The sequence below is a fragment of the Mesorhizobium quangtriensis genome (assembly GCF_040081925.1).
Taxonomy (GTDB): Bacteria; Pseudomonadota; Alphaproteobacteria; order Rhizobiales; family Rhizobiaceae; genus Mesorhizobium_K; species Mesorhizobium_K quangtriensis.
The window spans coordinates 20,027-45,312 of record NZ_JBEBMF010000001.1 but is presented as its reverse complement, the minus strand read 5'-3'; the positions used below and the strand labels follow the sequence as shown (position 1 = coordinate 45,312).

At 63.4% G+C, this 25,286-nt stretch carries 22 protein-coding genes; 5 read left to right on the top strand and 17 right to left on the bottom strand.

Annotated features, from left to right (window positions below; all coding sequences use genetic code 11):
• Positions 1-2: 2 nt before the first annotated feature.
• The 16 genes from ABMA32_RS00235 to ABMA32_RS00160 all read right to left on the bottom strand — a co-directional run bounded on the left by ABMA32_RS00235 (position 3) and on the right by ABMA32_RS00160 (position 17,627).
• Positions 3-875: a transglycosylase SLT domain-containing protein gene (locus ABMA32_RS00235; protein ID WP_349011736.1), complete on the bottom strand. Its 873-nt coding sequence runs from the start codon at positions 873-875 to the stop codon at positions 3-5.
• A 1-nt stretch (position 876) separates the two neighbouring features.
• Complete coding sequence (gene ispG / locus ABMA32_RS00230) at positions 877-2,127, bottom strand: flavodoxin-dependent (E)-4-hydroxy-3-methylbut-2-enyl-diphosphate synthase (RefSeq protein WP_349011735.1); 1,251 nt, start codon at positions 2,125-2,127, stop codon at positions 877-879.
• 706 nt (positions 2,128-2,833) lie between these two features.
• Positions 2,834-4,096, bottom strand: a complete 1,263-nt coding sequence (locus tag ABMA32_RS00225) for a D-amino acid dehydrogenase (RefSeq protein WP_349011734.1) — start codon at positions 4,094-4,096, stop codon at positions 2,834-2,836.
• Entirely contained in the window at positions 4,093-5,244 is a 1,152-nt protein-coding gene (alr, locus tag ABMA32_RS00220; RefSeq protein WP_349011733.1) for an alanine racemase, read from the bottom strand. Before alr ends, ABMA32_RS00225 begins: the two co-directional genes overlap by 4 nt.
• A 269-nt stretch (positions 5,245-5,513) precedes the next feature.
• Positions 5,514-6,035 (bottom strand): RNA pyrophosphohydrolase, encoded by a 522-nt coding sequence (locus ABMA32_RS00215; RefSeq protein WP_349011732.1) that lies wholly within the window; start codon positions 6,033-6,035, stop codon positions 5,514-5,516.
• A 1-nt stretch (position 6,036) separates the two neighbouring features.
• Positions 6,037-7,206 (bottom strand): divergent polysaccharide deacetylase family protein, encoded by a 1,170-nt coding sequence (locus ABMA32_RS00210; RefSeq protein WP_349011731.1) that lies wholly within the window; start codon positions 7,204-7,206, stop codon positions 6,037-6,039.
• A 110-nt stretch (positions 7,207-7,316) separates the two neighbouring features.
• Positions 7,317-8,642 (bottom strand): S41 family peptidase, encoded by a 1,326-nt coding sequence (locus ABMA32_RS00205; RefSeq protein ID WP_349011730.1) that lies wholly within the window; start codon positions 8,640-8,642, stop codon positions 7,317-7,319.
• Positions 8,632-9,957 (bottom strand): murein hydrolase activator EnvC family protein, encoded by a 1,326-nt coding sequence (locus ABMA32_RS00200; RefSeq protein WP_349011729.1) that lies wholly within the window; start codon positions 9,955-9,957, stop codon positions 8,632-8,634. The genes ABMA32_RS00205 and ABMA32_RS00200 overlap by 11 nt, the downstream gene beginning before the upstream one ends.
• Before the next feature lie 151 nt (positions 9,958-10,108).
• Positions 10,109-10,588 (bottom strand): 23S rRNA (pseudouridine(1915)-N(3))-methyltransferase RlmH, encoded by a 480-nt coding sequence (gene rlmH / locus ABMA32_RS00195; protein WP_349011728.1) that lies wholly within the window; start codon positions 10,586-10,588, stop codon positions 10,109-10,111.
• Positions 10,589-10,700: 112 nt separating this feature from the next.
• Positions 10,701-11,078: a ribosome silencing factor gene (rsfS, locus tag ABMA32_RS00190; protein WP_349013277.1), complete on the bottom strand. Its 378-nt coding sequence runs from the start codon at positions 11,076-11,078 to the stop codon at positions 10,701-10,703.
• 112 nt (positions 11,079-11,190) lie between these two features.
• Positions 11,191-12,465, bottom strand: a complete 1,275-nt coding sequence (locus ABMA32_RS00185) for an MFS transporter (RefSeq protein WP_349013276.1) — start codon at positions 12,463-12,465, stop codon at positions 11,191-11,193.
• A gap of 158 nt (positions 12,466-12,623) precedes the next feature.
• Positions 12,624-13,727 (bottom strand): 3-isopropylmalate dehydrogenase, encoded by a 1,104-nt coding sequence (leuB, locus tag ABMA32_RS00180; protein ID WP_349011727.1) that lies wholly within the window; start codon positions 13,725-13,727, stop codon positions 12,624-12,626.
• Positions 13,728-13,808: 81 nt separating this feature from the next.
• Positions 13,809-15,362, bottom strand: a complete 1,554-nt coding sequence (locus tag ABMA32_RS00175; protein ID WP_349011726.1) for a VOC family protein — start codon at positions 15,360-15,362, stop codon at positions 13,809-13,811.
• Between the two features lie 7 nt (positions 15,363-15,369).
• Positions 15,370-15,753, bottom strand: a complete 384-nt coding sequence (locus ABMA32_RS00170) for a RidA family protein (RefSeq protein ID WP_349011725.1) — start codon at positions 15,751-15,753, stop codon at positions 15,370-15,372.
• 17 nt (positions 15,754-15,770) lie between these two features.
• Positions 15,771-16,376: a 3-isopropylmalate dehydratase small subunit gene (gene leuD, locus ABMA32_RS00165; protein ID WP_349011724.1), complete on the bottom strand. Its 606-nt coding sequence runs from the start codon at positions 16,374-16,376 to the stop codon at positions 15,771-15,773.
• Positions 16,377-16,457: 81 nt separating this feature from the next.
• Positions 16,458-17,627, bottom strand: coding sequence for an NAD(P)/FAD-dependent oxidoreductase (locus tag ABMA32_RS00160; protein WP_349011723.1), 1,170 nt, complete (start codon positions 17,625-17,627; stop codon positions 16,458-16,460).
• Positions 17,628-17,740: 113 nt separating this feature from the next.
• On the opposite strand from ABMA32_RS00160, the gene ABMA32_RS00155 reads away from it, so the two are divergent.
• A complete protein-coding gene (locus ABMA32_RS00155) occupies positions 17,741-18,616 on the top strand; it encodes an HpcH/HpaI aldolase/citrate lyase family protein (RefSeq protein ID WP_349011721.1) in 876 nt (291 codons plus the stop codon).
• A 3-nt stretch (positions 18,617-18,619) separates the two neighbouring features.
• Entirely contained in the window at positions 18,620-18,826 is a 207-nt protein-coding gene (locus ABMA32_RS00150; protein WP_349011720.1) for a DUF1737 domain-containing protein, read from the top strand.
• A gap of 27 nt (positions 18,827-18,853) precedes the next feature.
• Here ABMA32_RS00150 and ABMA32_RS00145 read toward each other — a convergent pair whose 3' ends face one another.
• Entirely contained in the window at positions 18,854-19,309 is a 456-nt protein-coding gene (locus ABMA32_RS00145; protein WP_292769538.1) for a metallopeptidase family protein, read from the bottom strand.
• Positions 19,310-19,492: 183 nt separating this feature from the next.
• Between ABMA32_RS00145 and ABMA32_RS00140 the strand changes: the two genes are divergently transcribed.
• The 3 genes from ABMA32_RS00140 to ABMA32_RS00130 are packed head-to-tail and all read left to right on the top strand — an operon-like array spanning position 19,493 to position 25,273.
• Complete coding sequence (locus ABMA32_RS00140) at positions 19,493-20,446, top strand: ImuA family protein (protein ID WP_349011719.1); 954 nt, start codon at positions 19,493-19,495, stop codon at positions 20,444-20,446.
• On the top strand, positions 20,397-21,929 hold the full coding sequence (locus ABMA32_RS00135; protein ID WP_349011718.1) for a Y-family DNA polymerase: 1,533 nt from the start codon (positions 20,397-20,399) through the stop codon (positions 21,927-21,929). The genes ABMA32_RS00140 and ABMA32_RS00135 overlap by 50 nt, the downstream gene beginning before the upstream one ends.
• Positions 21,926-25,273, top strand: a complete 3,348-nt coding sequence (locus tag ABMA32_RS00130; protein WP_349011717.1) for an error-prone DNA polymerase — start codon at positions 21,926-21,928, stop codon at positions 25,271-25,273. The genes ABMA32_RS00135 and ABMA32_RS00130 overlap by 4 nt, the downstream gene beginning before the upstream one ends.
• The last annotated feature ends 13 nt before the right edge of the window (positions 25,274-25,286 follow it).

The window sequence follows — 25,286 nt, the reverse complement described above, 5'->3', positions numbered from 1 at the left end:
GTTTACCGGTTGCGCATGACCACGCAGGCCCCGCCTGCCTGACGAAGCCGGTCGCAGATCTTGTCGGCCTCCTTGCGCGACTCCGCGCCGATGCGCACGGCATAGATGCCGCGCGGCACCCGGGCCGACCGTACCCGGCTGACGACCGGATCGTGCCCGGCCAGCAAAGCGGAAAAGCGTCCCTTCACCCTCTGCCACTGGCGGATGGCCGCGTTGCGCCTGGTGTTGCCGGCAACCTGGATGCCCCAAGGCTTGGTGTGAATGGAGGACATGGCGACGACCGCGCTCATCGTCACGGGAAGGTTGCGGCAGGCCTTGGCGAAGGCGACAGTCGGATGCAGCGGCTGCACTGTGCCGGCGTAGGAGGCCTCGGCAAAGACATCGGCCGGCTCGCCCATGATATCGAGCACGTAATTCTCGGTTTCCAGCGGCAGGAACCCACCGGAGGAAAGCCAGCGCGACACCCGGCCCTCGCCCGCATTGTAGGCAGCGGAGGCAAGCCCGAGATTGCCGAAGCGGCCCTTCAGCTCGCTCAGATATTTCGCCGAGGCGGGAAGAGCCTTTTCGATGTCGAAACTGTCGTCGAGGCCGCGCATGGCGGCCGTTCCGGGCATGAACTGGGCGATGCCTTCGGCGCCGGCAGGGCTGACGGCCCGGGGGTCGAAGCGGCTCTCCTTGAAGATCAGCCGGGCGAAGTAATCCTTCGGTATGCCGTTCCTGTCGGCCTCCCGCTCCAGCAAGGTGCAAATCCGGCCGATGGTGACGGGGAGCGAGCGGCCGGGCGGATCGGCCAACGTCGGGGCGGCCGTAACCAGTTGCAAGGCGGCGAGCGCCAGCCCGGTAAAGGCAACAGTCGTCCTGTGGACGACCGGCATCCTACTCGGCCGCCGCCCTGCCGCGCCCGAAGCGCTGCTCGATATAGTCGGCCACCATCTTCTGGAAATCCGCCGCGATGGCCGGGCCGCGCAGCGTCGCAGCCTTCTTGCCGTCGATGAAGACGGGTGCGCTCGGCGTCTCGCCGGTTCCGGGGAGCGAGATGCCGATGTCGGCATGCTTGGACTCGCCGGGGCCGTTGACGATGCAGCCCATCACCGCGACCTTCAGGACCTCGACGCCGGGATATTTTTCCCGCCAGACCGGCATGCTGCGGCGGATGTCATCCTGGATGGTCTGCGCTAATTCCTGGAAAACGGTCGATGTCGTCCGCCCGCAGCCAGGGCAGGCTGCGACGATCGGCACGAACTGCCGGAAGCCCATGGTCTGCAGCAGTTCCTGCGATACCTGCACTTCGCGCGTCCGGTCGCCGCCGGGCTCCGGTGTCAGCGAGATGCGGATCGTGTCGCCGATACCCTGCTGCAGCAGGATGCCCATCGCGGCAGAGGAGGCGACGATGCCCTTGGAGCCCATGCCGGCCTCGGTAAGGCCGAGATGCAGCGCGTGATCCGAACGCCGTGCCAGTTCGGTATAAACCGCGACGAGATCCTGCACGCCGCTGACCTTTGCCGACAGGATGATCCGGTTTCGCGGCAGGCCGATCTGCTCGGCCATCTCGGCCGAAAGCAGTGCCGACTGCACGATGGCTTCGTACATGACCTGCACGGCGGTCAGCGGCGAGCCCTGGCTCTGGTTCTCATCCATCAGGCGCGTGAGCAGTTCCTGATCGAGCGAGCCCCAGTTGACGCCGATTCGAACCGGCTTGTCGTGGCGGATGGCCATTTCCACGATGTCGGCAAACTGCCGATCGCGCTTTTCCCTGAAGCCGACATTGCCGGGATTGATGCGGTATTTCGCCAGCGCCTTGGCGCAGTCGGGATGGTCGGTCAGCAGCTTGTGGCCGATATAGTGGAAGTCGCCGACCAGCGGGACATGGACGCCCAGCCGTTCGAGCCTGTCGCGGATGCGCGGCACGGCTGCAGCCGATTCATCGCGGTCGACGGTGATGCGCACGATCTCGGAGCCTGCCCGGTGCAGGGCGGCGACCTGCGCCACGGTCTGGTCGATGTCGGCCGTGTCAGTGTTGGTCATCGACTGAACGACGACGGGCGCGTCCCCGCCGACCATCACGCCGCCAACGTCGACACCGACCGAGCGCCTGCGCGGGAAGGGCAAGGAGAAGTATCCGGTCATAAACTATCCGGTCCTGCCGGCCTCATGAACGTTTCGCGCATGAGGTGGAGGACCGTGCCTCGCTTGTCAATGCCCAGCAAGGTCACAAGAAGAAGGGCCCGACAAGCGGGCCCTTCCAACGCGGTTTCAGGTGTTTACTGAGCCGGAGCGGGCTCGGCCGGTGCAGGAGGAGGCTCAGCCGGGGCTGGAGCGCTCGACTCGGGCGCAGGCGCAGTCGGGTCAGCCGGTGCCGCGGGGGCCGTCGCATCCGGCGCGGGGGTTACCGGATCAGCCGGCGCAGTCGGTGCCGTTGCGTCAGGTGCCGGGGCTGCTGGAGCGGGCGTTGCCGGCTCGGTTGTCGTTACCGCAGGCTCACCGGGAGCCGGCGGGGCATTCTGCGAGCCCGGTGCGAAGACGAAATAGGCGATCACAGCGAGTACGAGAATGATCGCGGCGATCATCACGCTGCTCCCGCCGCTGCGGGTTTCAACCCGGTTCACTACGCGAGGATCATTTGCCGGGTTTCTAGCACCGGGCGTAACCGGGTCGGCGGCAGGCGGAATTGGATTAAGCGGATCGGCGTTACGGGCTTCGTCGCGCGGATCGGGCATGCGAACTGGATTGGCCATGGCGATTCCTCCGTCGTTTGGTCCGGGAAGAACGCGCCAATTCCAATTAAGTTTCACACCAACGTGACAGGCGCTCCGCATATTGTGGCTGCGGTCCCTTAGGCGTACCGCTCCATGCCGAGCCCGGCGATGTCTATATCGGGCGTCCGGTTGCTCATGATGTCGGCCAGAATCTTGCCTGAGCCGCAGGCCATGGTCCAGCCGAGTGTGCCGTGGCCGGTGTTGAGGAAGAGATTGGGGTAGCGCGTCCTGCCGATGATCGGCGGCCCGTCGGGGGTCATCGGCCTCAGGCCGCACCAGAAGGACGCCTTCGATACGTCGCCACCATCGGGAAACAGGTCCTGAACCGACTTTTCGAGCGTGGAACGCCGCGATTCGTGCAGAGTCAGGTCGAAGCCCGAAATCTCGGCGGTACCACCGACCCTTATGCGGTCGCCAAGCCGCGTTATCGCAACCTTGTAGGTCTCGTCCATGACCGTCGAGACCGGCGCGGCATCGGCGTTGGTGACCGGAACCGTGATCGAATAGCCTTTCACCGGATAGACCGGAGCCCAGATCTGGCGCTTGTGCAGCCAGCGCGCCGAGTAGCTGCCGAGGGCGACCACATAGGCATCGAACGATTCCCGATTGCCGCCAATCTTGACGGAGCGGATTTCAGCGTCGGTCTTCGTATTGTGATAGAGCCGCGCGCTCTCCTCTCCGAAACGGAAGGTGACGCCACGCTCCTTGCAGATCGCGGCCAGCCGCTCCGTGAAAAGCTTGCAATCGCCTGTCTCGTCCTGCGGCAGGCGCAGACCGCCGGCAATCTTGCCGCTGACCCGCGCCAGCGCCGGTTCCGCCGCGATGCAGCCGGCGGCGTCGAGCATTTCGAAGGGCACACCAAACTGCTTGAGCACCTCGATGTCCTTGCTGGTGCCGTCGAGTTGCGCCTGCGAACGGAAGAGCTGGAGCGTACCCTGGCTGCGTTCGTCATAGCTGATGCCGGTCGTCTCGCGCAGTGCCCGCAGGCAGTCGCGGCTGTATTCGGCGATCGGCACCATGCGCGCCTTGTTGACCGCATAGCGGGCGGAGGTGCAGTTGCGCAGCATCTGGAACAGCCATACCCACATGGCCTTCTCCAGGCGCGGGCGCACGACCAGAGGGCCATGCTTCATGGTCAACCATTTGATCGCCTTCAACGGCACTCCGGGACCGGCCCAGGGCGATGCATAGCCGGGCGAAATCTCGCCGGCATTGCCGAAGCTGGTTTCCATGGCCGGGCCGACCTGCCGGTCGATGACGGTCACGTCGTGGCCGGCCTCGTTCAGATAATAGGCGGTGGTCACCCCGATGACGCCGGCCCCAAGCACCACGACCTTCATCTTGCCGATCCCCACGCCTTTGCCGTCATGTCCCGATCGACGACGCCATTTTCGAGGATCCGGTGGAACCGTCCTCCGAGGCCCGTCAATACCTCATAGCCGATGGTGCCCGCGATCGCTGCCAGATCGTCGACCGTCTGGTGCGGCCCGATGAGTTCGACCAGCTCGCCGGCCACTGGCCGCCCCGGCGGCAAGGCAGATATGTCGAGCACGATAGAGTCCATCGAAACGCGACCGGCGAACGGAAGCCTGATGCCGTCCAGCCAGGCAGCGGCGCCCGCCCTGCGCGGCCAGCCGTCGGCATAGCCGATCGCGATTGTGGCCGTCCGCAACGGCGTCGTCGTCCGGTAGGCGTGGCCGTAGCCGATGCCGATATCAATGGCCAGTTCGCGTGTCTGGATGACTTTCGCCTGCAGGCCGACAACCTGCCGCATCGGATTGTCCTGTCCGGGCGTCGGGTTGACGCCATAGAGCGCCGCACCCGGCCGTACGAGATCGTACTGGAAATCGGTGCCGAGGAAGATGCCGGAAGAGTTGGCGAGTGAAGCGGGAGCGTCCGGCAAAAGACGACGCAGCTCCTCAAAGGCGGAGCGCTGCATGCCGTTTATCGGGTTCTGCGCTTCGTCGGCGCAGGCGAGATGGCTCATCACCAGCCTGAGGTCGAGCCCGTCAAAGGCGCTGGGCGCGATAGCCCGCACTTCCGACGGGGCCATGCCGAGCCGCGACATGCCGCTGTCTACCTGGATGGCGACCGGCAGGGGGCCGTGACGCCGCGAAGCAGCCTGCCACGCCAGGAGCTGCTCCGTGCTGTTGGCAACGGCTATCAGCCCGGCCCGTGCGCAAGCTTCCTCGGCTCCGGGATAGACGCCGTTCAGGATGTAGATGTCCGGCTGTGGTCCGAGCGCAGTGCGCAGTTCCAGCGCCTCTGCGGGATGGGCGACGAAAAACGCCCGGCAGCCTTCGGACGCGAGGGCATTGCAGATATCGGCCGCCCCCAGCCCATAGCCGTCAGCCTTTACGACCGCTGCGCATTCAGCGCCGGAAAGTCGCGCGCCAAGGCGACGGTAATTATCCCGGATGGCCTGCAGATCGATTGTGAGGATGGCGCCGGTTGCGGCGGAATCCGAGGGTGTTGAGGGTACGGCCACTTTGTTGTCTGCGAATGCCCCTTGTTCGCAACAATCAATAGCTCGTAGATGCTAGTTCTGCAAGATATCACCGAGGTAAACTGTGACGTTGCAATAATATGCCGAATATGTGAATCTGTACAGCGAAATCTTGTGGTTCACGGGAATGACTAGGTGGTGCCTTGCAAAAAATGCCGGGTGTGCGTCATGCTCCCGTGAGCGGGGCGTCCCCGTAGCGCCAAGACGTCACGCGGTCCCATGTCCGCTTTAGGCGTATGAGAAACCGTGCCCTAGGCGGCCAGATGCCGGAATGCCGCGACGACCTCGTCATAGACCTTCTTCTTGAACGGCACGACGAGGCCGGGCAGGTCGGCCATGCCACGCCAGTCCCATCCATCGAACTCGGCGGTATGGCCGCCGGGAGGCGGGTCGATCCTGATTTCCGAGACATCGCCGAGAAAGCGGAAGGCGAACCATTTCTGGGTCTGGCCGCGATATTTTCCCTTCAGCGCGATCCCGATGAGGTGGGCGGGCAGGTCGTAGTTTATCCAGCCGGGAGCCTCCGCGATCAGCTCGACGCTCTCCATCCCGGTTTCTTCGTAAAGCTCGCGGCGGGCGGCAGGCAGCGGGTCCTCGCCCTTGTCGATGCCGCCCTGCGGCATCTGCCACAGATGCTCGGCGCCTTCCATCTCGCCCTGCGGTTCGGCGATGCGGTGTCCTACCCAGACATGGTTTTGCCGGTTAAGCACCATGATGCCGACGCAGGGGCGGTAGGGCAGGGATTGCGGATCGACGGGCTTCTTCTTCGGCACGTTAGCCCTTCTCGGGGTCGATTGCGATGGCCGACACCGGAACGATCTCGATGCCGCGTTTCTTGGCCTCCGCCACCCATGAAGTGACGGTATCGACCGTCATGTCGAAGGCCGAGCCGGTGCCGAGCGCGAAGCCTTTCGCTCTTGCGGTGGCTTCCAGTTGGTCGAGCTTCTTGAGGATGGCGCCGCGCTCGCGCTCGCCATCGATGATCGCATCGCCGGCGGCAAAGGGCACCTTGTCCTTCAAGGCAAGGTCGGGCGCGACGGTACGCGCCGTCGACCCATCGTCGAGATAGAGCAGGCCGCGCTTGCCGAGCTCGGCCATGACGGGAGCCATCGCATTGGGGTCACCGACGAACCTGGCACCCATGTAGTTCATGATGCCGGTGTAGTTGGTGGTGCGCGCAAGTGTCCACTGCAGCCGTTCGATGTTCTCTTCGGGCGATGCGTCGACAGTGAGCGTGTTGCGACCGGGATCGATGTTCGGATAGTCGAAGGGCTCCAGCGGTGCCTGGATCAGGATTTCGTGACCCTTGCGGCGCGCCGCCTGCATCCAGCGGCCGATGGAATTGCCCTGGCTGGCGAAGGCGAGTGTCACCTCGGCGGGCAGCTTCTCGATCGCCTCCTGCGTGCCGGTCTGCGATACGGCAAGGCCGCCGATGACGATCGCAACGCGCGCGCCGCGCGCGCCCGACCATGGCCTTGCGTAGACGTCGAACGGACGGCGTCCGTCGGCCGCGCGGATCGGCAGCGGTCCGTTTTGGCTCTCTTCGATCAATGCGCGGTCGGGCATATGCGCCACCCTGAGATCCTGCCCGACGGCGGACGGGTCGCGGATGACGATCACGCCGCTGCCCGTCTGGTTCTCCTCGGGGTTGACGCGGATGATCGATGGACCGCCCTTCTTCGGCTCGGTGGCCGGTTTGGCTGCGGCTACGTCGACAGGTGGCTGTGGAGCGACTTCGGCCGGTTGCGGTACGGAGGTCACCGTAACCGAGGGGTTGCGGAAAGGCTGTTCGCGCAATGCGACTGCCGCCGAGGCAGCGATGACCGCGGCAATGCCTGCGCCCAGCGCGATCGCACCCGTCGATGGCAGGAAACTTCGGGACGACGCGGATGTCCGCTTCGTCTGTCCCAGCGGACGCTCGATGTCCTTCGTCAGATGCGTCACCTTCGATCCCGCGGTTCGGCTCCCTTGTCGGAAGTCCTTGAATCAAACTGCCGGAACCTTCCGGTCCCGGCAGGACGCATTGACACTATACTTTATGGCTGGCGCGAACCTTACTGGTTCATCACCGCTTTGTCTGGATTCGGCGGGAAGGCCGGATTGGTCTTCACGCCGCGAAGCAGGTCGAGCGCGTAGCCGAGCTGCACGTCGTCCTTGGGATCCGGCGGCACGTAGGCGGCCGAACCCGAGCCTTCATCGCTTTCCTCTACGCCCTTGATGTGGCCCTTCAAATCAGACTCGCCACGGGTAACGTCACGACCCTCCAGATCTTCAGGCAACGGCTGCTCGACCTTGATGTCAGGCGAGATGCCCTTGCCCTGGATCGATTTCCCGGCCGGCGTGTAATAGAGCGCCGTGGTCAGACGCAGTGCGCCGTTTTCCGACAACGGGATGATCGTCTGCACCGAACCCTTGCCGAAGGATGTCGTGCCGAGCACGGTTGCCCGGCGATGATCCTGCAGGGCACCAGCGACGATCTCGGAGGCGCTGGCGGAACCGCCGTTGACGAGCACGATCAGCGGCTTGCCGTCGATGTCGTCGCCGGCCCGCGCATCGAAACGCGAAACGTCCTTCGGGTCGCGACCACGCGTCGAGACGATCTCGCCGCGATCGAGGAAAGCGTCGGAGACGCTCACCGCCTGGTCGAGCAGACCGCCCGGGTTGAGGCGCAGGTCGAGCACGTAGCCCTTCAGCTTGTCGTCCGGAACCTGTTCCTTGATCTTGGCGATCGCATCCTCAAGGTCGTCATAGGTCTTCTCGGTGAAGGACGTGATCTTCATGTATCCGACATCGTCCTCGACGCGGTACTTCACTGCCTTCACCTTGATGATGTCGCGAACCACGGTGATGTCGATCGGCTTGTCGGAGCCTTCGCGAAGGATCGTCAGCTTGATCGGCGTGTTGACCAGACCGCGCATCTTCTCGACGGCATCATTGAGCGTCAGGCCGCGCACTTCCTCGCCATCGATCTGGGCGATGTAGTCGCCAGCGCGCACACCGGCCTTCGCGGCGGGCGTGTCGTCGATCGGCGTGATCACCTTCACGAGTTCGTTTTCCATCGTGACTTCGATGCCGAGCCCGCCGAACTCGCCTTTGGTCTGCACCCGCATGTCCTTGGCGGCTTCCGGGTTCATGTAGGACGAGTGGGGGTCGAGCGAGGTCAGCATGCCGTTGATGGCATTCTCGACCAGCGACTTCTCGTCCGGCGGCGTCACGTACTGTGCGCGCACCCGCTCGAAGATATCGCCGAAGATGGCAAGCTGCTTGTAGGTATCGGAGCCTGCCGCGTTGGCCGTAGAACCTGGCGCTCCGTAGACGAGGCTCATGGCCGAGGCTCCCATCAGGGCGCCTGCGAGCAGAAGCGACACTTTACGTACCATTTGCTGTCCTTCCAGACTGCCGGTCCGCCCACCACGGGGCAGGATCGACGGGTTTTCCATCTTTTCGGAACTCCACGTAGAGTTCCGCAGAAGCATTTCCAAGAGTCTCCGCCGAGGCGCTCGCGACCCTGGCCTCACCCATCGCGCCGATCGGTTCGCCTGCCAACACGGCCTGCCCCGACACGACACTGATTCTGCTCATCCCGGCCAGAACGATATGATAGCCGTCCCCGGCGTTCAGGATCAAGAGTTGTCCATAAGAACGGAATGGCCCCGCATAAAGAACGCTCCCGTCAGACGGTGAGGTGACGATTGCTCCCGATTGTGTCGCAACCATGTCGCCCTGCATCACGCCGCCGTTACCGTCATCGCCAGCGAAACGGCGCACGAAACGCCCGGAAACCGGCAGGTCCAGCTGTCCGCGCAGCGATGCGAAGGAGACGCTCGGCGCCAGCTGATTCTCCTCGGGAACCGGCAGCGTGGCCAACTCGTCGGTCTGGCGACGACGCTCGGCTTCAGCCAACCGCGCCTTCTGCGTCTCGTCCATCTGCTTTTCTAGGGCGGCGACGAGTTCCTTCAGGGTTTTCGCCTTGCCGGCGAGTTCGGCCGCGCGGTCCTTCTCCGTGATAAGCGCCGTCTCCTGCTCGACCTGCAGACGCTGCTTCTCCTGCACGAGAAGCTCCAGCCGGTTCTTTTCCGCAAGCTGTTCGGAGAAGGCCGCGGCCAGACGGCCGCGCTCGTCCTCGATCGAGGCTGCGATGCGCGAAAGCTCGGTGAGGTCGGCGACCAGCGCCTCGGTCTCCTTGCGCAGGCCGGGCACGACTGCTCCCAGCATTATGGCGCTGCGCACGGAGGCCAGCGCATCGTCCGGCGTCACCAAAATGGCTGGCGGTGGGTTGAGGCCCATGCGCTGGAGCGCGCCCAGCACTTCGGCGAGAACCGCGCGACGGGCGGCGAGCGACGCCTTGATCCCGTCTTCCTGCGTTTTCAGCGCCTCGACGCGGCCGGTGATATCCTCGATGTCCTGGCTCAGCTTGCGTTCGGTCTTGGCCGACTGGATGAGCGCGGCGGTAATCGAGGCGCTATCCTTCTTGATCTTGGCGATGTCAGCAGCCAGGGAGGCGCGACGCTCTTCCGAAAGGGTGATTTCGCGAGCGACGCGGTCGTATTCGGCGCGCTGCTCGTTCATCTCGCGCCATTCGATGGTCGCGGACTGCGCGGCGGCGGCAAGCGGAAATGACGGGATGGAGGCGAGCGACAACGCCATCGCGAGGCCGCGCCACCAACCGATCCGTTCTCCTTGCGAAGCCGTCATCCGTCTCGAAATCCGCAGCGCAGCCTGCCCGCGCGCCGAAACACAGATCCTAGCGGCCGCTTCGTTAACGAAGCATCAACCATGCGTGCCGGTTCGATCCGCATCGCACGGGATTTTGTCGGAAATCAGCAGGGCTTGGACAGACCGCAGATCAACTGCGGTGATAGGGATGGCCGGAGAGGATCGTGGCGGCCCGATAGAGCTGCTCGCCGAGCATGATGCGCACCATCTGGTGCGGCCATGTCTGCGCGCCGAAGGAGAGGACCAGATCGGCGGTTTCGCGCAGCGACTGATCGTGTCCGTCAGGCCCGCCGATCGCGACGACCAGCGACCGCCGCCCGCCATCGCGAAAAGCAGCGATGCGATCGGCGAAGTCCTGCGAGGTGATGTTCCTGCCGCGCTCGTCGAGCAGGATGAGCGCACCGCCCGAAACATGCTGCCTGAGCCGTTCGCCTTCCTCGCGCTTGCGCTCGGCGGCCGACTGCGCGCGGCTTTCCGGGACTTCAGTGACGCCCGCAAATTCGAGGCCCAACGCCGGACCGCTTTTCGAGAAACGCTCGACGTAGCGGTCGGCAAGCTCCTTCTCGGGGCCGGATTTCATGCGGCCCACGGCAAATAGGGAAATCTTCATCTGTCCACTGGCCCAGTTCCACGCCGCAAAAGGCTATATCGAAACCGGGACGGTTCCGAAATTGCTTCCTGGTCGGACGTTGGACCAATCCTGACGGACCGGTCCCGGCGGCCTAGTGGATCGTCTCTTCCTCGAGGTCCAGAGCCTGCCACATCTTCTCGATGTTGTAGAACTCGCGGATTTCGGGGCGGAAGACGTGCACGATCACGTCGCCGGCATCGATGAGCACCCAGTCCGCGCCGGACAGGCCCTCGACCCGCGCGTTGCCGAGCCCGGCATCCTTCAGCGCCTTCAACAGGTGCTCGGAGACGGCGGCGACATGGCGGTGCGAACGGCCTGACGCGACGACCATGTAGTCGCCGAGACTGGATTTGCCCTGAATGTCGATGGAGACGATGTTTTCGGCCTTGGAGTCTTCCAGACTGGCAAGGACTGTTTGTAGGGCGCGGGACGAAGCGTCACTACCGCCTAACCCGGCCGGCGAAGGCAGAATTTCCGCCTTCTTCCGTAATGCTGTTCTCAGTGTCTTTCCTTTCACGACAGAACAACTGCCGGCGCAAATCAGCCGGCACCCCGAAGATAGGCAGAGTTGCATTGCAGTTTCAAGACGGCAGCCTCACGCTCTCGTCCTCCGTCGGGAACGCCAGGTCGACCGGCAAGGGCGCCTGTGCCGTCATGGGCGCAAAGTTGCCGGTTTCCTCCGCAGGGACCGCCCGTGTCGTCTTCACCCGCCACGCCACAAACAACGCAAAGACAAGCGCGATCGAGATCGCCACGTAGATGAAAGACTGAGTGCCAAACCTGGCGGTTAGCACGGTCCCGACCGCGGGGGTGACAAATCCTGCCACCGACCAGGCAAAAAGCAGTGTCGAAGACAGAGCGACCAGATCCTCCTTGGAGGCGCGGTCGCTCGCATGAGCGCTCGAGAGCGAGTAGATCGATTCGGACGCGCCGCTCCAAACCAGATAGATCGCGAGAATGACGGCGAGGGGCGCCGAATCAAGCTGGGCTGCAACGATGCCAGTGACCACGACCAGCAGCGAAGCCGCGATCAGCACATAACGGCGATCCGTCCTGTCGGAGATCCAGCCGAAGGGGAGCTGGAGCAGCAGCGTGCCGAGCGGCATGGCGAACATCAGCGCCGCTACCTCGTGTTGCGCGAAGCCCTTTGCGGTCGCGTGGATTGGCGCAAAGCCGGCTATCATCATCGACAGCCCGCCTACCGCGAACATGCCCATCACCCCGACCGGCGAAATCTGCCACGATCGGCGAAGCGCGACGGAGGCTGCCTGCGGGGCCGGCGGCTGGGCAAGACGGGTCATTCCGACCGGAAGCATGGAAAGCGCGGTAAAGACGATCCCGATCAGGGGAGCCTGCGCGGAATGCAGGTCAAGTCCGCCCATCATCAGCGACCCCAGTCCCATGGCGACGATGTAGCTGACGTAAAAGACCGCCATCACACGTCCTCGGATCGCGTTGCCGACGGCGTCGTTCAGCCAGCTCTGCGCGACTATGAATAGCGCGCACATGCCGAAGCCATAGATCGCGCGCGCGGCAATCCAGAGAATGGGATGGACGTCGGCCGCAACGCCGGCGTTCGACAGGACGATCAAGGCGGACAGGACCATGTAGGCGCGGGCATGCCCGATGCGGCTGACGATTGCGCCCGTAAGCAGGCACCCGGCGATCCCGCCCGCCGCCAGGCCGGTGAGGATGCTTCCCGACCATGTCGGGTCAAAGCCCTCCGCCCCGAGGCGCACGGGGATGTAGGCGAACATCAGACCGTTGCCGATGGCAATCAGCGTCATCGACAGGATGACGGAGGCAGTCGCCACGATCATGCGCGGCGACTGCCTTGCGGCGTCGGATGAACTCATATGGGCGGAAGCTTTGGCGTCCATCCGGCGAGATTGCCTGTCCCGCGTGTTTTACGTAGCGGCAAAAGCGACATTTGCGATGGCCAGATAGACAGCTACCGGACCGATGCCGGCCAAACGGCCGGATCAGTCAGGCGAGGGGGGCGGGTCCCGATCCCTCAGACGAGAAACTTCGCGATGATCGCGTCGCCCATCGCCACGGTGCCGATCTCGGTCATTCCCTCCGACATGATGTCCTTCGTGCGCAGGCCGGCGTCGAGGACCGATGCGATGGCGGCGTCGAGCCGGTCGGCTTCCTCGATCATGTTGAAGGAGTAGCGCAGGCACATGCCGAAGGAAGCGAGCATGGCGATCGGATTGGCGATGCCCTGCCCGGCGATGTCGGGCGCTGAGCCGTGGACCGGCTCGTAGAGCGCCTTGCGCTTGCCGGTCTTGGCGTCTGGTGCGCCGAGCGATGCCGATGGCAGCATGCCGATCGATCCCGTGAGCATGGCGGCGATATCCGAGAGCATGTCGCCGAATAAATTGTCGGTGACGATGACGTCGAACTGTTTCGGCCACCGCACGAGCTGCATGCCGCCGGCGTCGGCCAGCATGTGGTCAAGCTTCACGTCGGAATATTTCGCCTTGTGCGTGGCGGTCACCACCTCGTTCCAGAGCACGCCGGACTTCATGACGTTGCGCTTTTCCATCGAGGTGACGTGGTTCTTGCGCGTGCGCGCCAGCTCGAAGGCGACGCTGGAAATGCGTTCGATCTCAAAGGTGTCGTAGACCTGCGTGTCGATGGCGCGCTTCTGGCCGTTGCCGAGATCGGTGATCGTCTTTGGCTCGCCGAAGTAGACACCGCCGGTCAGTTCCCGGATGATGAGGATGTCGAGTCCTTCCACCACGTCCTGCTTCAGCGAGGAGGACGCGGCGAGCGCCGGGTAGCAGATGGCCGGACGGAGGTTCGCAAACAGCTCCAGATCCTTGCGCAGGCGCAGCAGGCCGGCCTCGGGGCGGACCTCGTAGGGCACGCTGTCCCACTTGGGACCCCCGACTGCGCCGAACAGCACTGCGTCGGCGGCGAGCGCCTTTGCCATGTCTGCTTCGGAGATCGCCTGGCCGTGCGCGTCGTAGGCGCAGCCGCCGACCAGGCCTTCCTCGGTCTCGAAGCCGCTGCCGAGCTTGTCGTTCATGGCGGCGATGAGTTTCTTGACCTCGCCCATGGCCTCGGGACCGATGCCGTCGCCGGGAAGGAGGAAAAGCTTCTTCGATGCCATGAAACGCCCCTGTGCGTCTGAAAATGAACGGGTGGCCAAAACAGGTGCCTTGCTAAACGCCCGGCGGGGGACGCGCAAGGGTCAAAACCCGCGGCGTCGCAACCATTCCGCAACGACGGGAACATCCGCATCGGCAAGATCATGGCCGGCCTCGACGATGACTCCTTCGACCGACGCGCCACCGTCGCGCAGGGTGGCGGCAAGGGTCGCGCCACCATCACGGAAAGGGTCGGCCGAGCCGAGGACGGCCAGAACGTTTACACTGGCGAGATCGGGCGCAGGTGCGTCTTCCAGCACCTGAGCCGGTCGCAGCAGCGCTGCAAGCCGGACAATGCCGGGATGAAGCTGCAGGAAGGCCGCGATGAAGTTCGCGCCGTTCGACTGGCCGATGAAGAGCGTCTTCTGCAGATCGATCCCGTATGCGGCCAACGCGCCTTCGATGAAAGCCGCAAAGGCATGAGCCTCGGCGCGGATGTCAGCCTGGTCGAACCCTCCGGGAAAGCGCCGGAACCAGCGCGGCGAACCTTCTTCGACGCTGCGCCCTCGCAAGGCGAGCAGTGTGGAGTTCGGAGCGATACGCCGGCCGAAGGTAAGCAGGCCCGTTTCGTTGCCGCCCGAGCCGTGCAGCAAGACCAGCGTCGAGCCGTCCGGTTGCTCGGGTTCGAGAATGCGGTGCACAAAGGGAAGGTCGCGATAGATTGTCCTCGGCTCGCCCGGCATGCCGAATTGCGGCAGGCGCGCCGTCATGTCTGCCTCCGCGTCGGTCAATCCCGGCGGGAAGAACAGTTTCTCGCCAAGGTTTTGGGCAGGCTCGTCAACCGTCATACCCGGTGTGTCAGTCGCCAGTTCGATCAGCACGCCGCCGGGCTCGCGGACATAGAGCGAATAGAAATATTTGCGGTCGTGCGCGGTGGTTGCGGATGCGTTTGATGTCGAGAGTTCCGCCTGCGCGGCCTGGACCTCAGCGATGTCGGTGGCGCGCAGGGCGACATGATCGACGGTTCCGGTACCGGGGGCGCTGGTCCAGAAGCCGGCCGCCTGCCTGAGATCGATCGCATCGCCAGACGGTGAGACGAGCCGCGTCGTCGCTTCGCCGCGCGCCGCTTCGCGATAGCCGAAATGGCGCTTGAGGAAGCTTGCGGTGAGGTCGGCGTCCTCAGCAAGGATGGTCACGGCGCGGACGGGGCCGACAGCATCCTGAGACGAGATTCCTTTTGCCGGCCAAGGATCGGGCGAAGGAAAACCCTCCGTCCCGACCAGTTTCACGATGATCCCGTCAGGGTCCTTCAGCCGCAGCACCGGCTCGCCGAATTCGTCGGCAGGTCCTTCGACCTGAACACCGAATGACAGAGCGCGTGTCAGCCAGAAACCGATGCTCGCCTTGTCGATGGCAAGCGACAGCTCGCTGATCTGGCCGAGGCCGACGCGGCCGGGCGAGCCGTCTTCCCAGACAAGGAAGGTGACGAGCGTGCCAGGACTGCCGGTCGCGTCGCCATAGATTAGATGGAGCTGGTTGGCGTCCTCGAAGCCGGCCGTGCGCTTGACGAGCCTGAGGCCAAGGAAGCCGGCATAGAAATCGACATTCGCCTGCACCTTGCGAGTGATCAGCGTTACGTGGTGGATGCCGTGCGCCATGCCGCGATCAGGCCGTGCGCCTGAGCGCCGTGACCTCGATCTCGATCTTCATCTCGGGCTTGTTGAGCTGGCAGACGATCATCGTCGCAGCAGGTCGGATGTCGCCGAACGTCTCGCCAAGGATCGGGAACACGATGTCGGCATAGGACTGGTCGGTGATGTAGTAATGCGCCCGAACCACGTCCTCTAAAGCGAAGCCGCCTTCGGTCAGCGCCTTGCCGATCGTGGCAAGGCAATTGCGCGTCTGATCCTCGACGCTGTCGGGCATCGTCATGGTGGCGTAGTCGTAGCCGGTGGTGCCGGCGACGAAACACCAGTCGCCCTGCACGACCGCTCGGCTGTAGCCGGCGGTCTTCTCAAAGGGTGAGCCGGTGGAGATCAGCTTTCGCATGAGACCCAGCTCGCCGGTTACGCCCACGGGCGGTTCTCGGCGAGCTTCTGCTCGTAGCTGGCGATGTCGGAAGCCTTCTCCATGGTCAGCCCGATATCGTCCAGACCGTTCAGCAGGCAATGGCGCTTGAAGTCGTCGAGGTCAAAGGTGATCACGCCGCCGTCCGGGCCGCGGATTTCCTTGGCTTCGAGGTCGACCGTGATGGTGGCGTTGGCGCCGCGCGAGGCATCGTCCAGCAGCTTTTCGAGGTCTTCGGGGCTGACGGTGACCGGCAGGATGCCGTTCTTGAAGCAGTTGTTGTAGAAGATGTCGGCGAAGCTGGTCGAGATGACGCAGCGTATGCCGAAGTCGAGAAGCGCCCACGGCGCATGCTCGCGGCTCGACCCGCAGCCGAAATTGTCGCCGGCCACGAGGATCTGCGCGTTGCGGTAGGCGTGCTTGTTGAGCACGAAATCCGGGTTCTCCGAGCCATCCTCGTTGAAACGCATTTCTGCGAAGAGGCCGGCGCTCAACCCGGTGCGCTTGATCGTCTTCAGGTAGTCCTTGGGGATGATCATGTCGGTGTCGACATTGACGATCGGCAAGGGCGCTGCGACGCCCGTCAGCTTGGTGAACTTGTCCATGGCTCTCTAGACCTGCCTTTCCGGCCTGTTTTCGCTGCGGTCGCTTTACACAAAAGCTGCCCTCGAATCAAAGGGCTAAGGTCAGATCACGTTCAACTCTCGGTAAGGGCGGTTTTCGCGAATGCGCCCGTAGCCGAAGACGGCGCAATCGATCGTGCGATAGCCGCCATGAACGATCAGTTCGGCGATGGCGCGCCCGACGGCCGGGCCCTGCTGCAATCCGTGGCCGGAAAAGCCGTTGGCGAAGATGAAGTTCGTCACCTCGGGATGCGGGCCGATGACGGCGTTCTGGTCGAGCGTGTTGTAGTCGTAATGGCCGGCCCAGGCACGTGTTGCCTTGATCGCCTCGAAGGCGGGGACGCGGGTCGCGATGGCCGGCCAGATCCTGTCCTCGAACAGCGACCAGTCGGGCTCGAAATCTGCTGGGTCGGCAGCACCTTCGTGTTCCTCGTCCTCGGCACCACCGGTTATGTAGACGGAGCCTTCCGGGCGGACATAAACGCCACCCGGATCTACGATCAGCGGCATGTCGTCGAACCTGTCGCGCGCCTCGAAGACGAAGACCGAGCGCTTGCGCGGTTCCACCGGCAGCGCAATGCCAGCAAACGCGGACACCTTGCCGGCGTTCGGCCCCGCAGCGTTGACGACGATGCCAGCCTCCAGCCTTTCGCCATTGTCGAGCGCGACGGACGTGATGCGATCGTCCTGCCGTTCCATGCCGACGACTGAAGCCTGCACAAAATCGATGTTTTTCGTACGCAGCGCCCTGCGGAATAGCTGCAGATAGGCATGCGCGTCGAACCAGCCTTCCCCGGTGCGCCCGAAAGCGCCGGCTGCAATGCCGTCGACCGACAGCCACGGGAAGCGCGCGGTCAGCGTCTGCGCATCCTCGACGACGATATCGGCGCCCTCCGCCTGCTGCGCCTCGTTGTTGGCCTTCAGGACGGGCAGGCCCTCCTCGGTCGCCAGGATCAGATAACCGTTCTCGCGGAAGGCGATGTCGGCGTCGGCCCCGAATTCCTGCTTCAGCCGCCGGAACAGGCCGAGCGTGAACTGCGACAACCGGATGTTTTCGGGAATCGAGAACTGCTGGCGGATCGAGGCGCAGGACAGTGTGGTGGCGGCATGCGTGAATTGCGGGTCGCGCTCGACCAGCGCGATCGTGCCGGCAAAGCCCTCCTCGCGCAGATAATAGGCGACCGAGCTGCCGACGATCGCACCGCCGATGATGACCACGTCGTATTGAGTCATGTCGTGTTCCTGCCTTCTCCGGGGCGAGACACCCGTGGCCACACCCTTGCAAGGGCCAGCTTTGCCGGGCAAGAAGGCCAGATGCCACAGAAATTTCGTTATCCGGCCATTCCATGAGCGAGAGAGTCCATCGCCCCCGCCGTGCCGTTCTCTACGTGCCGGCATCGAATGAAAAGGCGATCGCCAAGGTAACGTCGCTTGCCTGCGACGCGGTGATCTTCGACCTGGAGGATGCCGTCGCGCCCGAGGAGAAGGCCGCCGCGCGCGAACGCCTGCGCAACTGGTTCGCCAGCCGGCCCGAAAAGACGCCGGAGCTGGTCATCCGCGTCAATCCGTTCGCCAGCGAATGGGGCACGGAGGACCTGCTGGCGGCGCGAGCTTGCGCGCCCGACGCCATCCTGCTGCCGAAGGTGAACACGCCGCGCGATATCCACGATTTTGATGACGCCCTCGACGAGACCGATGCGCCGGAAGGGATGCGTCTTTGGATCATGATCGAGACGCCGAAGGCGATGCTGAACCTCGGCGCGCTGGCGGAATTCGGCCGCGACCGCGCCGCCCGGCTCGACTGCTTCGTCGCCGGCACCAACGATCTGGTCAAGGAAACCGGCGTGCTCGCCACGCCCGACCGCCGCTACATCACGCCCTGGCTGATGCAGATGGTGCTGGCCGCCCGTGCCGGCGGGCTGGATGTGCTCGACGGCGTCAGCAATGATTTTCGCGACTTGGCTGCCTTTACGCGCGAATGCACAGAGGGGGCCGCGATGGGTTTCGACGGCAAGACACTCATCCATCCGGCCCAGATCGAGCCGGCGCTCAAGGCCTTTTCGCCTTCGCCGGAGGCAGTCGCGGAAGCCGAGGCCATCAGCACCGCCTTCGCGCGGCCCGAAAACGCCGGCAAGGGGATCATCTCCCTCGATGGCAGGATGGTCGAGCGGCTGCATCTCGCGCAGGCCGAGCGCCTGCTGGGACGGGCAGGAAGGAGCTAGACGATGAGGCTTTATCGCTTCCTGACCGGCCCGGACGATTCCAGCTTCTGCCACAAGGTGACGGCGGCGCTGAACAAGGGCTGGCAGCTGCAGGGGTCGCCGACCTATGCCTTCGACGCCGAAACGAAGTCCATGCGCTGCGGCCAGGCCGTGGTGAAGGATGTCGAGGGCATCGACTACGATCCGTCAATGAAGCTTTCCGACTACTGACCCGGTTGCCGATCGGGACGCCTGTCGTCAGGAGGCCTGGACCGGCTGTTCGTCTGGCTCTAGGTCGGCGTTCTCCTCGATCTTCTCCATGTCGTCGTCGGAGAGGCCGAAATGATGGCCGATCTCATGGATGAGGACATGCGTGACGATAGAGCCCAGCGTCTCCTCGTTCTCCGCCCAGTAGTCGAGGATGGCGCGGCGGTAGAGGGTAACGCGGTTCGGGCCCTCGCCGGTCTGGGGGTTCCAGCGCTCGGCGATGCCGCGCCCCTCGAACAGGCCGAGTAGGTCGAACGGGCTTTCGAGCGACAGGTCGTCCATGATCTCGTCTGTCGGAAATTCGGCGACCTGGATGACGATCTCCCCAGTCAGGGAGCGGAACTGCTCGGGCAAGTGTGCGTAAGCTTCCAGCGCTAGCAACTCCATCTCCTCCATGGAAGGCGACATGTGCTCGTGCCAGGAACGTGTCTGATAGATGCGGGCCATTCTTTATCCTTTGAGGGCCCATATAGCTGTTCTCTCCCCGCGTTTCGAGGCTGATGGCTGGATTGAGGAAAAACAGGCTAGCCAGGCGAGGAATAAATTCTTCTTCGGGTCCGCTTGACTCTTCGAAACGGCTCTGGAATCTATAAGAACATAACAGGAACATATTTCGGAAGAAGTGTCGCTATGGCCTCGTCTGCCGTGGCGCGGGAAACCATTGTTTCCCTGCGCCATCAGATCGCGAAGATTGAAGGGCGCCTCGCCGAAACATTCGCTGGCGAGAATGGCGATGTGCACCTGCGGCGACAGGATGGCCTTCCGCAGGGTGACTTCCTCGCGACCGGGGCAGAAAGGTTCGACGCGGCGCTTGGCGGCGGCTTTCCCGGTGCGGGGCTGACCGAAATCCATGCGACCGGCATGCGCGACGCAGGCGCGGCTGCGGGCTTCGTCATGGGGCTTTTGCATCTTCTGGTCGAGCGAACGTCGTCTCCACTCCTGTGGGTCGGCCTCTCGGAAAGTTTTCGCGAGGCGGGTTACCCCTATCCGCCGGGCATCCGCTTCCTTCACGGCATCGACCCGGCGCGGCTCCTGATCGCGCAGGCCCAGAAGCTGAACGACGTCTTGTGGATTGCCGAACAGGCCGCCTCCATCGACGGTTTCGCAGGGATCCTCCTTGAGACGCGAGGTCCATCCGCCCATCTCGACCTTACCGCGACGCGACGGCTTCACCGCCGTGCGCTCGACGCCGGCTGCCCGCTTTTCCTCCTGCGCCAGATGGCCGTTTGCGAGCCGACCGCAGCGCCGTTCCGCGTGGTCATAACGTCAGCGCCGGCGGGGACACGCCACCTTTTGGGAAAGCCGCTCGCCCGCTCGATCGGACCTCCGGCCTTCCTCGTTCGCATAGACAAGAACCGCATCAACCCACCAAGCGAATTCATCCTCGAATGGAATGCCCATGCACGCGCCTTTTCCGAAAGAGCGGCGACGGATCCTGTCCCTGTGGTTCCCGCATCTCAGCACCGAGCGGCTGCTGCGGCAGCGCCTGGGACGATCCTGGCGTTCTCTTCCCCGGCAGGGTCGACCCCCGCTGGTGGTCAGCCGTCAGGAGAACAACACCCAGCGCATCGCGGCCATGGATGAGGAAGCGGCGCGACTCGGGCTGAAGCCCGGCATGGGCATTGCCGACGCACGCGCCATGCATCCTGGGATCGAGGTCGTCGCCGAGGAGGCGAAAGCCGACAGGCGTCTGCTCGAAGCGCTGGCGGACTGGTGCGATCGCTATACGCCGCTCGTCGCGCTTGATGGAGCGGAAGGGCTTTTTCTCGACGTCACCGGCTGTGTCCATCTGTTCGGTGGCGAGGAGGCGATGCTGGCCGGCATGCTGGAACGCTTTTCCGAGCAGGGCTTTCGCGTTCGTGCGGGACTTGCCTCGACGCCGGGTGCTGCATGGGCGGCTGCACGCTTTTCCGCCACCGGAACAATCCTTCAGGAAGGCGACGAGCGTTCATTTCTGGAAAACCTTCCGCTGGCCGCGCTCAGGATCGAAGCCAGGACCATCTCCGGCCTCGAAAGTGTGGGCCTGAGGGCGATCGGCATGATCCTGACCGCCCCCCGTGCGCCGCTTGCCCGCCGTTTCGGCAGTCTCCTGCTTCTGAGGCTCGACCAGGCACTGGGGGAGATAGAGGAGTCTATCTCGCCACGCCTGCCTGTGGCGGCTCTATCGGTCGAGCGGCATCTCGCCGAGCCGATCGGCCTGGTGGAGGACATAGAACGACTTCTACTGCTGCTTTCCGGCAGTCTTCGACGCGACCTCGAACGCCGAGGCGAAGGTGCGAGACTCTTTGAACTCTTGCTTTTCAGAGTCGATGGCGCGGTCAGCCGGATTTCCGTCGGCTCTTCCCTGCCGCTGCGCGAAGCCGGTCCCGTCGGCAGGCTCTTCCACGAGCGGCTTGTGGTGCTCGGCACTGCGCTGGAGCCCGGTTACGGATTCGATCTCGTGCGGCTCTCGGCTTTCGAGACGGCCAGGCTGGATATGCCGCAGGCGGACCTTGCCGGCGCAGGCAACACTCAGGGCGAGGACATCGCGCTCTTTGCCGACCGCGTACGGGCCCGTCTCGGAACGGCTTCCGTCCTGCAGCCTCATCTAGCGCAAAGTCATGTGCCGGAACGCGCGTCCCTCTTCGTCCCCTTTGATGGCGGGGCGGGGCCGCCCCAACCACCAATTGCTCATAATCCAGAGCGGCCGCTGCGCCTTTTCGCGAGACCGGAACCCATTGAGGTGCCTCTCACGGAAGTGCCGGAGGGGCCGCCGCGCAATTTCCGCTGGCGGCGCAGCGTGCATCGCGTGGCGCGTGCGGAAGGGCCCGAGCGGATTTCGCCTGAATGGTGGCTGACGAGTGCCCCTGATGTCGAGGCGGACGAGACGAAAACGGACAAGGACGAAAGGGAGACGAAACGGGAAGCGGCGCAAAAGGAGGCCGTGGCCATCGAAACGGCACGGATGACCCGCGATTACTTTCGAGTCGAGGATACCGAGGGCCATCGCTTCTGGCTCTATCGCGAAGGTCTCTACGGCAGGAAGGAAATTGTTCCGCGCTGGTATCTGCAAGGCGTCTCGGCATGAGCGATCCCGCGTATGTCGAGTTCGGCGTCCAATCGAATTTCTCCTTCCTGCGTGGTGCATCAAAGCCCGAGGAACTGGTCCTTGCCGCCGCCTTTCTCGGCCATGCCGGCATGGGGCTTGCCGACCGCAACACGGTCGCGGGCGTGGTGCGCGCGTGGAGCCAGTCGAAACATGTCGGGACCGGCCCTGACGGGAAGCCGGTCTCGCTGCCCTATCACCCAGGCGCGCGGCTGGTCTTCTGCGACGGTACCCCCGACGTGCTCGTCTATCCACGCGACCGCAAGGGCTGGGGCAATCTCTGCCGCCTGCTTACCCAGGCCAATATGCGCGATGAAAGCCCCAAGGGCGATCCGCATCTCTACAGAGCCGACCTCCTGGAATGGGGCGACAGCATGTCGCTCGCCGTGCTCCCGGATGTCGAAGGCGACGCCGACACAATCCTTGCTCTCCTGAGCGAAGTGACCCAGCGTTTCGGCCAAGCGATCCGCCTTGCTGTCTCGCCTTCCTATTCAGGCAATGATCGCTATCGGCTGGACCTAGCGGCTGCCTTGGCCAGAGCTGCCGGCATGCCGATGATGGCGACCAACGACGTGCTTTATCACACCTGCGAACGGCGACCGCTTCAGGACGTGCTCACTGCGATCCGCCTTAAATCGACCGTCATGGACGCCGGCTTCGAGCTCGATGCCAACGCCGAACGCCACATGAAGACGCCCGAAGAGATGGGCCGGCTGTTCCGCGATTACCCGCAGGCGATCAGCGAGACGGTTCGTTTTGCGGGCGAACTGAAGTTTTCGCTTGAGGAACTCAAATATAATCTTCCCGACGAGAAAACGCGTGATGGAGCCACGCAGCAGGAGGAACTGGAAAGGCTCACGTGGGAAGGCGCAGCCTTTCGCTGGCCTAAGGGAATAAGGACCAAGGACAGGGAAACCCTCGAACACGAACTTATGCTTGTGAGGAAACTGGGTTACGCCGGTTACTTCCTCATCGTTCACGACATCGTTCACCATGCGCGCGAAGAATTGAAAGTCCTCTGCCAGGGGCGAGGGTCGGCGGCGAACTCCCTCATTTGCTATTGCCTGCGCATCACCGATATCGGTCCCGATCGCATGGATACGCTCTTTGAACGATTTATCTCCGAGGAGCGTGGCGAGCCGCCCGATATCGACGTCGACTTTGAGCACGAGCGACGCCACGAAGTGCTCCGATACATTTATGAGAAATATAGCGACAAACACACGTCGCTTGCCGCAGCGGTCATCAGCTATCGAGGTCGATCGGCGCTGCGCGAAATATCAAAGGCCATGGGTCTTTCGGACGATGTCCAGAGTGCTCTCTCCAGTTCCATCTGGGGATGGTGGTCGTCAAGAATGGGGGAAAAGGAAGCAGCAGCGGGGGGGCTGAAAAAGTCAGATCCGGTAGCGGGTCACGTGATTTCCCTCGCCAACGAGATTCTCGAATTTCCGCGTCACCTGACCCAGCATGTCGGCGGTTTCGTCATTACGAGAGATAGGCTCGATGAGATCGTGCCGATCGTCAAGACGGCGATGGACGACCGGAAAATGGTGGAGTGGGACAAAGACGATCTCGACGCGACCGGCCTGTTCAAGTTCGACGTTTTGGCGCTCGGGATGCTTTCCTGTCTCAAGCGCTGTTTCATGCTCGTTAAGGATCATTATCCCGAAGAGCCCGCCCACAGCCTTGCGACGATCGAAGAAGGGTTGCCCGAGGTCTATGACATGATCTGCCGCGCCGACACACTTGGCGTCTTCCAGATCGAGTCGCGTGCGCAGATGTCGATGCTACCTCGACTTAGGCCGAGGGAGTTCTACGACCTGGTTATCGAGGTCGCGATCGTCAGGCCGGGGCCAATTCAGGGCAATATGGTCCACCCCTATCTTCGACGAAGGATGGGTAAGGAAGAGGCCAAGTCTCCTGGGAAGTTGGACGATATCCTTTGGCGCACACTTGGCGTGCCCCTATTCCAGGAACAGGCGATGCGCATCGCCATCGAATGCGCGGGGTTTGCTCCCGCTAAAGCCGACAAACTTCGCCGAGCAATGGCTACTTTCAGACGCACTGGTACGATCCACAAGCTTCGAGACGAATTCATCAAGGGAATGACTGATAACGGCTATGAAAAAGAATTCGCCGAGCGCTGCTTTGCACAGATCGAAGGCTTCGGCGAATACGGGTTTCCCGAAAGCCATGCGGCTTCCTTCGCGCTGCTCGTCTATGCGTCCTGCTGGTTCAAGACCTTCTATCCCGACGTCTTCTGTGCGGCGATCCTGAACTCACAGCCGATGGGCTTTTATGCGCCTGGTCAACTCGTGAGGGATGCGCGTGATCACGGCGTCGAAATCCGCGTGGTGGATATCAACTATTCGATCTGGGACTGCACGCTCGAAAAAGCCGGTTTCGATCCGGGGCGCATCCTGGAAAAACACACGGAAATGCGTGGTGTCATCAGGACCGCCCATGCCGTCCGGCTCGGCTTCCGCCAGATCAAGGGACTGTCCCACGAAAACATGAAAGCCTTCGTAGACAAGCGCGGCGTCGGTTATGAGTCTGTGCGCGATGTCTGGCTGCGTTCCGGCCTCGATGTCGGCGCGATCGAAAAGCTGGCTCAAGCGGACGCCTTCCGCTCCATCGGTCTCGATCGCCGCGCAGCGCTCTGGGAGGTTAGGGCGCTCGACCGGAAAAGCGCAGCCGAAGCCATGCCGCTTTTCGATCGGCCCGGCCTGCGCTTTCGAGACAACGAACCCGCAACGCGCCTGCCCGTAATGCCGGCCGGCGAACATGTCATCCATGACTATCGAACGCTCGGCCTGTCGCTCAAGGCGCATCCGCTCTCCTTCCTGCGTGGAAGGCTTAACGCATCGCGAGTGACGCCGAACCAACGTCTCCCCGCCGTCAGCAATGGCAGCCGCATCGCCGTCGCCGGGCTCGTCCTTGTGCGTCAACGGCCGGGCAAGGGTAATGCTATCTTCCTGACGCTGGAGGATGAGAACGGCGTCGCCAACATCATCGTATGGCAACGGGATTTCGAAAGACTTCTGCCGATTATAATGGGATCGAAATTCATCCGCGTCACCGGCCGGCTGCAATGCGAGACCGGTGTCATCCATATCGTCGCGCAGACGATGGAGGACCTGACGCCCTGGCTATCCGACCTCTCGGAAAAGGCGCGATCGATCGAGACCCTCGCCCGCGCCGATGAGATCAAGCGCCCGGGCACCGACCAACGCCTCAGACCGCCTTCAATCCATAAGCCCGCAAATCACAGCCAAGCGCATTCAGAAGCGAGCAGTGTGATGCCCAAAGGCCGCAACTTTCAGTAAATCCGAAGGGCGC